Source organism: Metabacillus mesotrionivorans, from assembly GCF_052171315.1.
In the GTDB taxonomy this organism is placed as follows: domain Bacteria; phylum Bacillota; class Bacilli; order Bacillales; family Bacillaceae; genus Bacillus_P.
This window is the reverse complement of sequence record NZ_JBQMFF010000006.1, coordinates 121608-133884: the sequence shown is the minus strand read 5'-3', so window position 1 is coordinate 133884 and position 12277 is coordinate 121608. Positions and strand designations below refer to the sequence as shown.

Annotated in this window: 15 protein-coding genes; 11 read left to right on the top strand and 4 right to left on the bottom strand. The window is 40.8% G+C overall.

Features of this window, described 5'->3' with window-relative positions; translation table 11 throughout:
• Positions 1–7: 7 nt before the first annotated feature.
• Positions 8–772 carry a MerR family transcriptional regulator gene (locus ACTSEZ_RS16325; RefSeq protein ID WP_369735306.1) on the top strand — a complete coding sequence of 255 codons (765 nt, stop codon included), beginning with the start codon at positions 8–10 and terminating at the stop codon, positions 770–772.
• Positions 765–1421 carry a GAP family protein gene (locus ACTSEZ_RS16320; RefSeq protein WP_369735382.1) on the top strand — a complete coding sequence of 219 codons (657 nt, stop codon included), beginning with the start codon at positions 765–767 and terminating at the stop codon, positions 1419–1421. Before ACTSEZ_RS16325 ends, ACTSEZ_RS16320 begins: the two co-directional genes overlap by 8 nt.
• Positions 1422–1565: 144 nt before the next feature.
• Here ACTSEZ_RS16320 and ACTSEZ_RS16315 read toward each other — a convergent pair whose 3' ends face one another.
• A complete protein-coding gene (locus ACTSEZ_RS16315; RefSeq protein WP_369735304.1) occupies positions 1566–2087 on the bottom strand; it encodes a hypothetical protein in 522 nt (173 codons plus the stop codon).
• Positions 2088–2179: 92 nt separating this feature from the next.
• Here ACTSEZ_RS16315 and ACTSEZ_RS16310 point away from each other — a divergent pair, with 92 nt between their 5' ends.
• The 5 genes from ACTSEZ_RS16310 (at position 2180) to pstB (ending at position 6546) form a co-directional block, all read left to right on the top strand.
• Positions 2180–2773, top strand: coding sequence for a vWA domain-containing protein (locus ACTSEZ_RS16310; RefSeq protein ID WP_369735302.1), 594 nt, complete (start codon positions 2180–2182; stop codon positions 2771–2773).
• A gap of 314 nt (positions 2774–3087) precedes the next feature.
• Positions 3088–3921, top strand: coding sequence for a phosphate ABC transporter substrate-binding protein (locus ACTSEZ_RS16305; protein WP_369735300.1), 834 nt, complete (start codon positions 3088–3090; stop codon positions 3919–3921).
• 50 nt (positions 3922–3971) lie between these two features.
• A complete protein-coding gene (gene pstC / locus ACTSEZ_RS16300; protein ID WP_369735298.1) occupies positions 3972–4886 on the top strand; it encodes a phosphate ABC transporter permease subunit PstC in 915 nt (304 codons plus the stop codon).
• Between the two features lies 1 nt (position 4887).
• The gene (pstA, locus tag ACTSEZ_RS16295; protein ID WP_369735297.1) at positions 4888–5712 is read left to right on the top strand and encodes a phosphate ABC transporter permease PstA; all 825 of its coding nucleotides are present in this window, start codon (positions 4888–4890) and stop codon (positions 5710–5712) included.
• 15 nt (positions 5713–5727) lie between these two features.
• Positions 5728–6546, top strand: a complete 819-nt coding sequence (gene pstB, locus ACTSEZ_RS16290; protein WP_369735296.1) for a phosphate ABC transporter ATP-binding protein PstB — start codon at positions 5728–5730, stop codon at positions 6544–6546.
• 139 nt (positions 6547–6685) lie between these two features.
• On the opposite strand, the gene ACTSEZ_RS16285 is transcribed toward pstB, so the two are convergent.
• Both ACTSEZ_RS16285 and ACTSEZ_RS16280 read right to left on the bottom strand, forming a co-directional pair.
• Entirely contained in the window at positions 6686–7576 is an 891-nt protein-coding gene (locus ACTSEZ_RS16285) for an endonuclease/exonuclease/phosphatase family protein (RefSeq protein WP_369735294.1), read from the bottom strand.
• A gap of 497 nt (positions 7577–8073) precedes the next feature.
• Positions 8074–8397: a DUF1433 domain-containing protein gene (locus ACTSEZ_RS16280; protein ID WP_161781226.1), complete on the bottom strand. Its 324-nt coding sequence runs from the start codon at positions 8395–8397 to the stop codon at positions 8074–8076.
• A 51-nt stretch (positions 8398–8448) separates the two neighbouring features.
• On the opposite strand from ACTSEZ_RS16280, the gene ACTSEZ_RS16275 reads away from it, so the two are divergent.
• From ACTSEZ_RS16275 to ACTSEZ_RS16265, 3 genes are read left to right on the top strand one after another with little or no spacing between them, the layout of a single operon-like run.
• Complete coding sequence (locus ACTSEZ_RS16275) at positions 8449–9885, top strand: alpha/beta hydrolase family protein (RefSeq protein ID WP_369735292.1); 1437 nt, start codon at positions 8449–8451, stop codon at positions 9883–9885.
• A 14-nt stretch (positions 9886–9899) separates the two neighbouring features.
• Positions 9900–10337, top strand: a complete 438-nt coding sequence (locus ACTSEZ_RS16270; protein WP_029285593.1) for a hypothetical protein — start codon at positions 9900–9902, stop codon at positions 10335–10337.
• Positions 10338–10349: 12 nt separating this feature from the next.
• Positions 10350–11030: a CPBP family intramembrane glutamic endopeptidase gene (locus ACTSEZ_RS16265; protein ID WP_369735291.1), complete on the top strand. Its 681-nt coding sequence runs from the start codon at positions 10350–10352 to the stop codon at positions 11028–11030.
• A gap of 105 nt (positions 11031–11135) precedes the next feature.
• Here the strand turns inward: ACTSEZ_RS16265 and ACTSEZ_RS16260 are convergent, their stop codons facing one another.
• The gene (locus tag ACTSEZ_RS16260; RefSeq protein ID WP_369735289.1) at positions 11136–11453 is read right to left on the bottom strand and encodes a DUF1433 domain-containing protein; all 318 of its coding nucleotides are present in this window, start codon (positions 11451–11453) and stop codon (positions 11136–11138) included.
• 146 nt (positions 11454–11599) lie between these two features.
• Here ACTSEZ_RS16260 and ACTSEZ_RS16255 point away from each other — a divergent pair, with 146 nt between their 5' ends.
• Positions 11600–12262: a hypothetical protein gene (locus ACTSEZ_RS16255; RefSeq protein ID WP_369735288.1), complete on the top strand. Its 663-nt coding sequence runs from the start codon at positions 11600–11602 to the stop codon at positions 12260–12262.
• Positions 12263–12277 lie beyond the last annotated feature (15 nt).

The window sequence follows — 12277 nt, the reverse complement described above, 5'->3', positions numbered from 1 at the left end:
ATACAGCTTGATGCACATTAACAAAGTGGCGGAGAAAACAGGTGTTACAGTCAGAACGCTGCGTCACTACGATAAGATCGGTTTGTTGAGGCCTGCGTCCAAAACGGAAGGAGGTCATCGATTATATTCAAACACTGAAATCAAAAAACTGCAGCAGATTCAATTTTTAAAAAAGGCAGGGTTTCAATTAAATGAGATTCGGGAGATGCTCGCTTCAAATGAGTGGAATTGGCCGGTTCATTTAAAAAGCCAGTTATCTTATGTATTGAATGAAATCGAAAACCTGAAGAAGGTTGAACAGTCCCTGCGGGAGCTCATTCATGGAATGGCTGTTGAAGGAGAGGAAGAATGGATTGCGGTTCAAAAGCTTATGCACGTATCAAGCAGAGACAAAAAGATACAAAGGAAGTACCGTGAATCTGTATTCAGGGAGAAAGAAATCCAATTATTGAATAAGGTTCCCAATATGGCAAAAGGGGATTCGCTGGAATGGATGAAGCTGATTGGTCAGTTGAAGCGCTGCATGAAGGATGGGCCAGATACACCTGAAGTTCAAACGATAATAAGAAGGATGGATGAAAAGCGTATAGAAGAATTTGATGGCGAGAACGAATTTTTAGATAAGCTTTGGAAAATAAGAATATCGCAAGAACAGTCAGAGAAGATGGGGCTGTATCCGATTGAAGACGATTTGCTCGAGTTTATGACACGGGCACATGAAATTTATGTGCGAAATGAGAATGCCTCTTCGTCAAGACAGAGCGATGAATAGTGAAATGCTTCTTGCCATTGGCGGTCTTGCCCTTTTGGATACATTAAGTCCTGCTACATTGGGGATAACCGTGTATATGCTGCTTGGAAACAAAGAGGGGCTTGCCAAACGGCTAATGGTTTTTTTGCTGACAGTTGCCGGGTTTTATTTTACTGTTGGAGTCTTTCTGATGCTGGGGTTAGGTTTTCTGGCTGACATTATCTCTGGTTTTTTTCAAATTCGCTTTGTTAGCTGGACAGTCTTTCTAACTGGAGTCTGTCTGTTCATCGCAAGTTTTTATGTGCCGGCAAGAAAACATTCAGTCCCGTCCTATTCAGTATCCGCTGGTGTCCGATCGGCTGCAGCCCTGGGACTCACTGCCTCAATCGCAGAAGCAGGCACCGCATTCCCTTATTTTACTGCGATCGGCATTATGACCGCTTCTAATCTGCCGTGGACGGAATGGTCTCCTGTTTTAGCCGGTTACAATTTTATTATGGTGATGCCTTCTCTTTTGCTGTATATGTTATCTTTTCTTCTTGGGCGCAGCATGCAAAAAAGTCTTGAACGGCTGCACTTGAAGATAGCTGCTCAATCTGGATCGGCTCTTTCTTGGATCATGTGCATAGTGGGTGTCATTCTTATCTTTACTAGTCTTGATTACTTGTGAGGCATACAAGTAAACATTAGAAAGCCCTTGAGGCTGGTAAGTAGATGTTTTTTAGTTTATTTCAGGTGAACTTACCGGGGTAAATAAGCAATGTCCGATTTTACGTGCTCAATATCGTGTTTGATTGTAGTAATACCAAGCTTATTAATTATTGTTTACCCGCGGACTTTCACCTTGTTGCTTTTTAGGGATGAACCTGTCAAATGCTTCGTTTAGTTCATCGACATCATATCTTTTTTCCTTAAGAAAGAACTTAATGATAAGATCTTGTGTGTCGCTGTTTGAGAGTGAATAACCAGCGGTTTCTAAGAAGCTGTCAAACTCATCTTCACTTAACTTCAATGCGAATGCAATGGATACAAGCGTATTTTTCTTAGGCTTATAGGAAGAGTTTGTTCTTATTTTTGAAAACAGCTTTCTGTCTAATCCCGCCCTATTGTACACTTGTGCATCAGTGAGGCCACGTTTATCAATCAGGTCAAATAATATCTGGTTTAGAACAGGCTGGCGGTTATTGCCGATGTAATCTTCGATATCCTGAGAAATGATTTCAGGAGAATACACCAGAATATTTTCTGATGCCGGTGAATAGCAAATAAAATCTGAAGAAAATAATGCGTTATCTATGTAGTCTTTCAGTTCATCTATAAAGGTTTGATTAAGCAACTGACCGCCTCCAATTGTCGCTTTCAAAGCGACCATAATATGGATATTTCTTGTTAAGATTATACCATGAATATGTATGGAGGCTGATGAACATGAATCATAAGTTAACTGAAATTGTGTTTTTGCTGGACCGCAGCGGATCCATGGGCGGACTTGAACAGGATGTTATTGGAGGGTTCAATTCTTTTATTGAAAATCAGTGCAGGCTTGAAGGAGATACAGTGCTGACCACTGTTTTATTTGATGATGAATATGAAGTGCTCTGGAAGGGAGAAGATGCAAAATCCGTAAAACTGACTGTAGAAGACTACTATGTCAGAGGACTGACTGCCCTTTTAGATGCCATTGGTAAAACAATTACCGATGTGGGCCGCAGACTTTCGAAGACTTCAGAAGAACAGCGTCCCGGCAAAGTGATTTTTGTTATTACAACGGATGGACAGGAAAATGCCAGTAAAGAATTCTCATATGATAAAGTCCATGAACTCATCAAGCATCAGCAGGAAAAATACAGCTGGGAATTCATCTTTATGGGAGCGAACATAGATGTTGCAAAAGAAGCTGAGTATATTGGGATTAGAAGCGCCAATGCATATTCTTTTGAAGCATCAGAGGTCGGAATGAAGGAAATGTATGATGTAGTTTGTCAATCTGTGAATCAGATCAGAGTCAAATTGCCTTTTTAGATAAATGACCAGCTGCCGTGAACCATACATTCTCGTTAGTTTTTACAGGCGAGTAAGTTGAATACACTTATTGGAAGAAAGAGCATGTTTTCAATGAAGACATGTTTTTTTATTGTGCAATTAATTTGTAAAGAAGCGATTCTTTTAAAGAAAGCTTCTTTAGGAGCGAATGTAAAGGTAATTTCTAACATTATTTACATGGTATTTACGTCTAATTAATGAATTTACAAAACCTTTACAATGGCTTAATTGTTTATTTACATTCTGGATTTAATCTATAGAGGTTGCCAATAGATTATCTTGGAGGTTTAGAAATGAACTTTAAAAGAAATACAGCGATAGGATTACTAGTGCTTTCCCTGACCGTCATTTTATCGGCATGCGGAGGCGCTGGTGAAGAATCCTCAAACGGTAATAAATATACTCTATCCATTTCAGGATCAACATCTGTTGGACCTTTAGCGGAAAAATTAGCAGATAAATTTGAAGAAAAAAGTGACATAAATATAGAAGTGAATCAAATAGGGTCTTCAGCCGGAATAACAAACGCTACAAATGGAGTGTCAGAGATTGGGATGTCCTCCCGTGATTTGAAAGAGGACGAAAAAAAGAATGGCTTAAGCGAGAGCATCATCGCTTATGATGGTATTGTCGTTGTTACTCATCCAAGCAACAAAGTGAAAAATCTTACAATGGACCAGGTTAAACAGATTTTCACGGGTGAGATTACAAACTGGAGCGAGCTTGGCGGAGATGATATGGAAATCGTCGTTGTTTCAAGAGAGGATGGCTCAGGATCCCGTGATGCCTTCCAGGAAATCGTTGGCTATTCTTCCGGAGAGTTAGTCAGAAGTTCTATTGTAGCAAGCGGAAACGGCAACATCAAAACAACTGTTGCCACTAACAAACACGCAGTGGGATTTGTTTCATTTGAATACATTGATGAATCTGTTTCCACTATGAAGATTAATGGTGTGGAGCCTACAGCGGATAATGTTCTGCAGCAGAAATACAGCTTATCCCGCCCATTCTTGTTTGTCTTCAAGGATGAGAGTTTAAGTGACAATGGACAGGAATTTATTGATTATATCTTAGGTCCTGAAGGACAAAAAATTGCATCTGAAGCAGGAGTTATCCCTTTAAAATAACCAATGGTATAATTCACGCCATCGTGAAAGCAATCATGGAGGAATGATGAATGTCAAGCCCGTCTACAGAAAAACAAACCAATGAAATTCAAAAATCAAATAAAAGGAAATATATGCTTGAAAAATTATCAGGGAGAATCTTTCTCTTTTGTGCCCTTCTCTCTGTAATAAGTTTAGTTTTAATCATTGGATTTGTCTTTTACAAAGGATTCCATCCATTTATAGCAGAGGGATACAGCTTTGTTAACTTCCTTTTCGGAGTGGATTGGGTGCCAAGTGAAGACAAATTTGGAATTTTCCCGATGATTGTGGCATCAATCTTTGCTACTGCAGGGGCTTTGATTATAGGAGTTCCTGTGGCATTATTTACGGCGATTTTCTTAGCTGAAATTGCGCCAAAGAGCTTAGCAAAAGTTGTTTCGCCTGCTGTTCAGCTGCTTGCAGGTATTCCGTCTGTCTTATATGGCGTTTTCGGACTGGCTGTTATTGTCCCTTTTTTACAGACAAATTTGGATCTGCCAAAGGGGCAAAATTTACTGGCTGTTATTCTTGTCCTGGCAATCATGATGCTGCCTACCGTTGTTACAGTATCAGAGACTGCGCTGAGAGCTGTTCCTAAAACGTATCGAGAAGGTTCGCTGGCATTAGGCGCATCTCAAATTGGAACGATTTTCAAAGTGATTGTGCCTGCAGCCAAATCGGGACTTATGACCGCAATTGTGCTGGGCATGGGCAGGGCAATCGGTGAGACAATGGCTGTCATTTTAGTGGCAGGAAACAGTCTGATTATCCCGACAAGCCTCACAGACAGTGTACGTCCATTAACGACAAATATTGCGCTGGAAATGGGCTATGCAGCTGGGACACATCAGGAAATGCTGTTTGCAACTGGAATCGTGCTTTTCTCCTTTATCTTATTGCTGAATTTTGTCCTGGCAAAAATCAGTTCGAAAGGCGGTAATTAAGTTGAGAAAGATTAAAGATACTATACTGCGCGGACTTCTTTGGTTTTCAGCTTTCTTAACAGTTGCCGTTCTCGTCACGATTGTTGGATATATATTTTATAAAGGTTACCGGCTAATTACAATTGATTTTATTTTCAGCGATTATTCTCCATCAGGTGAAGGCGGCATTTGGCCGATGATTGTGACGACTATTTATACAATTGTCATCTCGTTGGCCATTGCAACTCCGATTGGTATACTGGCGGCTGTGTACTTACAGGAATATGCCAAACAAGGCCGGCTTGTCAGGCTGATTCGATTTGCAACGGAAAGTTTAACCGGAATTCCCTCTATTATTTATGGATTGTTTGGAGCGGTATTCTTTGTCACTACGCTGAAGTTAGGCATGTCAATTATCGCTGCCTCTCTGACATTGACCATTATCATTTTGCCTGTCATTATCAGAACAACAGAAGAATCATTAAAAACAGTGCCTCGTTCTTACCGTGAAGGGTCTCTTGCCCTGGGAACGACGAAGCTGCAGACATTATATAAGGTGATACTGCCAAGTGCAATACCTGGAATATTGGCTGGGATTATTCTTTCCATTGGAAGGATCGTCGGCGAATCAGCTGCCATCTTTTTGACTGCTGGAACGGTTGCAGCCATACCAGAGAGTATATTCTCTTCTGCAAGAACATTGACTGTTCATTCCTATCTGGTTACGCAGGAAGCAGGAGACATCGAGCTTGCCGCTGCAGTAGGGATCGTCCTGATCGTCATCATACTGGTTTTAAACCTTTCGGCGACGGCTATATCAAAAAAGTTTAACAAAGCTGACTATTAAAAGAGGTGTTTGATGATGAAAAACACAATTACTAAACCCAACAACGTTCACACTGATTCAGAGACGAAACAGGCAGCCGGAAAGAAACCGAAAATCAGTGTAAGAGACTTAAATCTGTTCTACGGAGAAAAACAGGCTCTGTATACTGTTTCAATGGATATTCAGGAAAAAGAGGTCACAGCCCTAATTGGTCCTTCAGGCTGCGGAAAGTCGACGTTTTTGCGTACTTTAAACCGAATGAATGATTTAATTGACGGTGTCAAGCTGAGCGGAGACATTTTTATTGATGGGGAAAATATCTATCAATCGAACGATGTCATCAAACTTAGAACAAAAGTAGGCATGGTGTTTCAAAAAGCAAACCTGTTTCCTATGAGTATTTACGATAATGTGGCGTACGGCCCGAGGATGCAGGGAATTAAAAATAAGAAAACATTGAACGGGATTGTTGAAGAAAGCCTGCGGGGTGCAGCTATCTGGGATGAAGTCAAGGATCGCTTAAAAACCTCGGCACTTGGACTGTCAGGAGGTCAGCAGCAGCGTATTTGCATAGCGCGTGCAATTGCCATGAAGCCGGACATTATTTTAATGGACGAGCCGACGTCTGCATTAGACCCAATCTCAACTTTAAAAGTAGAAGAACTGATCGCGAACATGAAAAAAGACTACACCATCGTAATTGTCACACATAACATGCAGCAGGCTGCAAGGGTGTCTGATAAGACCGCATTTTTCCTTAATGGAGAAATTGTTGAGAGTGATGAAACCGATAAAATCTTTTCTGTACCAAAGGATAAAAGAACAGAAGATTATATTACCGGCAGATTCGGTTAATGTCCGGGAATGCGGGTATTATCCAAGATAAAAGAACGTCACATTGTGGCGTTCTTTTTTTGGCTTTACACGCGCGCAGGTTTTTTAGATATTGGGCGGAAGCTTTCTTCAGGGAGGCAGAGCCCATGTCATCAAACCGTTAATCAATTACTCTAAACCATATTTTTATATCCGCCACAACCGGAAAATGATCACTTGGAAACTGCCCGTTTTCATAATCATTCACAATTTTCACAGTGTCAGCAAGAACATTCCCCTTGGTCAAAATCCAGTCAATACGGCGCTTTGGACCCTCGCCTGTTGGGTCGCTGAAGCGGTTGAAGGTTCCGAGATCTTCATTAACACGCACAGCTGCCGTTTTCCATGAATCCTTGAATGCACCTACCCGTGTCAATATTTGATAAGGTGGGCTGTTTGGAGCTGCATTGAAATCTCCGGTCAGCAGAACGGGAAGAGCGGGATCGAAGTTTTTGATCTTCTCCAGAATCAATCCGGCGCTTTTTTCCCTGGCTTCTGCCGAGACATGGTCGAAATGAGTATTTACAACGTAGAAGGACTGATTTGTTTTTCGGTCTGAGAATTTCGCCCACGTCGCCATCCTCGAAATGACATTACCCCAATTCTTAGATCCAACCGTCTCAGGAGTATCCGACAGCCAGAAGAAATTGTACTCAAGCAGTTCATACCGGTCAGTTCTGTAGAAGATGGCTGTATATTCCCCGCTGCTTCCGCCTTCCCTTCCAATCCCAACCCATTTGTACTCAGGCAAAGATGCATCAATGTCCTGGATTTGCTCATACACAGCTTCCTGCGTACCAATGATATCCGGCTTTTCCTTTTGAATCAGCTTCACGATGGAAGGGAGCCTCTCTGCCCATGTATGAGGAGAAGGATCGGAGCTGTTCAGATACCGGACGTTGTAGGTCATCAGCCGCATCGCCGTTTCGGGTGGCGCTGCTGAAATGGGGATTGCACTTGGTAATAGTATGAAAGCGAGAGAAAGGATTAGCAGGACAGCTAATTTTTTCACTGATAGTAGACCTCCGTCTTTAAGTAGCCTTCCGTTTAGGTTGTATTTATTTGAGGGGATTATGTGCTGAAGGGGACTGTATGAATAAACGGGGTATTGTTTATGTTGACAGTAACATTAAAATTATCTGATTAATAGGTCTTTTTACCCTGAGAATAGAAAGTGATATTTGCAGGGTTTAATTATTAGTTTCCTTAATTTAACATAGAAGCAGACGTATTCATCACTTATAAACCGTTAGAAAAGAACTAGATGTTCGAGCAGGCTTGGAAAGCTTATTCTAATAGCATTTCTCATTTTTTACCGCTAATGTTGGATTTGAATAATAAAAATTGTTGAATTTTTCTAAACCTGAGGAAATACCTATAATCATTTAATGTATATGGAAATAAGTGGTTTTAACTTGTGTGACTTGGGATATAGACTTTAAAAGACAATTTTGTGAGTTATAGTAAATAAAAAAACTTCATTATATAGTAATGAAGTTTGATCCATCTCTATTTTATATCTGCAAGTACAAGTCCTCCGATTACGTCTTTTTGTCCGTAGTCGTAGTCAAGTGAAAAAGTTTTTTCTTTATCATTGTTTATGTAGCCTTCTAAAACTAAAATGCCCATTGGATTGGTTTTGTTTTCTGTAAAAGTAACGGTGTCAATGTCTTTATAATTCTCTTTAATATGTTTCTCTGTAATTTTTTTTGCCTCTTCTAATTCTGCTTCTTTTTCCGATTGTTCATTTGTACTATTGTTGCAGCCCATCAGAACAGCTCCTAACACGATTAAAGTAATCAAACTAAAGGTGATGAATTTGTTGTTTTTCACATTCATTCTCCTCTCTGTTATTTATTTTACAAAAATAAGAAGGTGTTGTATATGAAACAGGAAATAAATATTCCAAATCTTACCGAACAAACCTATTATTCCATTTCTTCAAATACTTACAATTATGAGCGTTTGGAGAAAGCCCATGAACTTGAAGTTCCTATAAAGATTAAGGTAAACGCTCATACGGATGAGTATTGGTTTGTAGAACGAGTAGAAAGAGATCCGCACACAGGTCTTGATGCATTTGTTTTTTCGCAGGGAGAAAAAGTAAATGGAGAGTGGATCAAGAGTGAAACTCCTGAAAATGTTGTGGTCGGCTTTGCCGGGACGGATACGAACCAGGTAGCGACCGATGTGCTTACATCTGATGGAAAACATGTGGTAATGGGAGCGGATCCGAAGGTTCCTACCTTGTATTTGAAGGAAAAAGGAACTGAAACTCTGGTTAAGTATACGGGAAGCCCAGGTCAGGAAGCCCTGCTGATAAACGGCCAGTATGAGCTTGTAAAAAAGGATACAGCGTTCGAGCAGTCCAATAAGCTTGTTGCTGAGGTGAAGGCAGAGTATAAAGATTCCACTATATCTGCTACTGGCCATTCCCTTGGAGAAGCCGAAGCTGAATATGCCGGGATTCATAACGGAGTCTTTTCGTACGGATTTAACGGTCCGTCGATTATGAATCTATATACGGACGAAATGAAAGAAAGAATCTACAGCGGAGAATTTGAAAAAACGGCTATTAACCTCGTTGATCCATACGATGCTGTAGGTGCGGGGTGGTCTACTGAATATGAGCGTCATGGTGGAACAACCTATTATACGCATAATCCAATGCTTGACCGGCAGCTTCGTACGGATAATGGCAATTTTGCATGGAAGTTTGGCTTGCCGGGTTTTTTGGGAGGCACAATTGGCTATTTAACGGATACAGCTGTTATGGAAGACGGGACACACGGCCTAAACGAACAAAACTTTAAATTTGATGAAAACGGAAACGCCATTAATACAGATCCTTCGCAAAATACGCCGTATCTCTATAACCGGAATAAAGAGGAGTTTGTCTATGGGACACCCCTTTCATCAGACGGCAGCGGATCAATCAAGCTTGATCTGTCATCTGTCAGGGATATGGCAGACATGATCGGGCAGAAGGTGGAAGAGATGAAGGCGTTTGAGATGAAAGTGGTTCAGTTTGAACAGGTACATAATGAAGCTGTCCAGGATGTCATCAGCCACTTTGACGCAAAGCTTTCGGGAGAGTTTCATCTCCTGTCACAGGCGGACGTGAGGGAAGCGATCCGTGACTTGTCACTGTCCCAAAGTGGAGGGCTTCCGATGTTCTATGAGGATGCGAATCTGGACCGTGCGCTTTCAAGTCTGCAGAAAACCATGAGAGATCTCGAAAGCATACAATCACTGTTTGAAAGCATGGCAGTTCAGTTTGAGGATAGAGACCGGCTGCTAGCCAGCTGGCTCTCACAGTAAGGGAGGGAATCAGGATGTTTGGAAATGTGCTTGAGGATGCGACCGCAGAGCTTAGACAGCTCCAAAAAGAAGCCGCCGAACAGATAGGCGATGCGCAGGATGCCATCATGGAGCAGATCGAGAGTGTTCAAAAAACAATCAACCGAGAAATTGAACGGATCCGTCAGAGGGAAAGTCTGAAGAGGCAGATGGAGGCAAAGGTTGAAAGCGAGCTTAGTGAACTTAAATCTGGGCTGTCGGCAATTGATTCATACGACTCGTATAAAAACTTCTTAGTTCAAATTCAGGGAAGGCTTGTATCAGAGCTCGACGGGGAAGCCATTCAGGCCCTTCATGAAAAAGCTGTCGAGAACCATGAAACTGCTGTAAAGGCGGAAGAGGAATTTCAATCGTTAAAAGAAAGCATTGCGATGGCAAACTGGGTGGTTAGAAATGTAAAAGGCTTATATTGAGGAGGAATGAAGGTGAGCACTGAGCCTGTATTGCGGGAAACAGAATCAAAACGGCCAAGGGGCGGGCTCTTAGCTCTTTTTTTAACTCTGAATATTGTATTCTATTCGGTGATTATGGGCGTGTTTATTTTTCTCGGCCCTGTTTATACGAGAGATTACATCGTTACAATTAACGGCGCCGCTGCAATGGGGACGGCTGTTTTGCTGTTAACCCTGCTTTTTAAGATATTTCCATCTGTATGGGCTTACGGAAAAGAGAGTCTAATCAAAGGAAGAACATCTTTATGGAAGCTTCTCGCAGGATTTGCAGCAGCCCTCGGCCTTCCTGTTCTCTATGAATGGCTTGTTAAAGACAGCACGGCACCTTTTGAAAGTTTCCTATCTGTACTGGACGGCACCGCATTTTTTGGATACAGTGTGCCTGAAATCCTGCTTCATCTTCTGGTTATTGGATTACTTGTCCCGGTTACAGAGGAACTGGTATTTAGAGGAATCCTGCAGAGATATCTCACAGAACGGTATCATTTTCTTGTAGGCCTCATTTTCACCTCTGTCCTGTTCGGAATCATGCACCCTGATCCGGTCGGCGGAATTGTTAAAGGGTTTGCTTTTGGGATTGGTTACGGGCTGACTGGCTCTCTGTGGCTGGTTATAGGAGCTCATATGGTTTGGAATGTGTTTTTGGCATTATAAGTTATAATAAGTTATATCAGTTAAAGGGGAAATCTTTTGGGATTTTCCTTTCTTTGTTCGCCTATGGTTTACTTTGTAAGTTTATATATATTTAACAGATTTCCTTCAATCCTCTCTAATATCTGCGAGAACCAGTCCGCCAATTACATCTTTGTGCCCGTAATCGTAATCGAGTGAAAACATCTTCTCTTCATCTCCATTAAGGTAGCCTTCTAAAACTAGAATGCCCATTGGGTTCGTCTTTTCTTTTGTGAAGGTAACAGATTCAATCCCCAGATAGTTTTCTTTGATATAATCCTCAGTCTTTTTTTTCGCTTCTTCAATTTTTGTTCGTTCCTCAGAATGGCCGCTGCAGCCTGTCAGCAAAGCTCCTGAAAGAATGAAAGCAATGAAACAGAAGGTAATGAATTTGAGGGTGTTCAATTTGCTGTTCACCTCACTTCAATTATTTTTCGGTAGTCATTTCCGCTTCAAATATATTTTTATAGGGCATTGCCACATCCGTAACTTGGTTTGCCTGCTGGGCAAAGTAAAACGAATCCATGTAAAAAAACATAGGGAGAACATTCATGCTGATCATTAATGAGTCCGTTAAACGCAGAGAATTACCGGTACATATCTTACATCATCTTACACCTTTTCCTCCGCATCAAGTCAGGTTTGTTATCGCAGTTTTTACTTTCTTATGTCTGGATTTACTTCTGGCATTACCGTTATATTTACCATTTATCTTTAATCATATTGTTCTAATTCTAGTTATACCATTTATATCTATTATTAACATTTGGGCATTAAAGTTATTATTCTCAAAAGTAGACAAAAGAGAATTAGAAACACTTCTCTTTTTGGGATGTTTAGGCTTAGCGGGTGCTATTTGCTACTTTATCTCGGGGATTAAATTTCTTTATATGTCAGGGGTTACTTCTTACTGGTATTACATGATTCTTGCTCTACTTTTTATCCTTGGAGTAGGAATATTTTATCGATCATACAGTGGGAATTTTCTTTCATTAGAAAAGGTAAGGAAAAAAACAACACCTAAATGGCATTATGTTGTTGCATCGATTGCTGCACCTGCTGGATATATTGTCGCAACCTTATTAATAGGTGTATCCAATCATTTAATGGTATCGTTTGTCACTTTCATTTTTTTTCTTGGTGCATCACTCTATTCATTAATGTTCGTTAAGTTCCTTCATAAGTATTTTTTATCAAGAAAAACATTCATTTAGTAAAGTTTTATAACG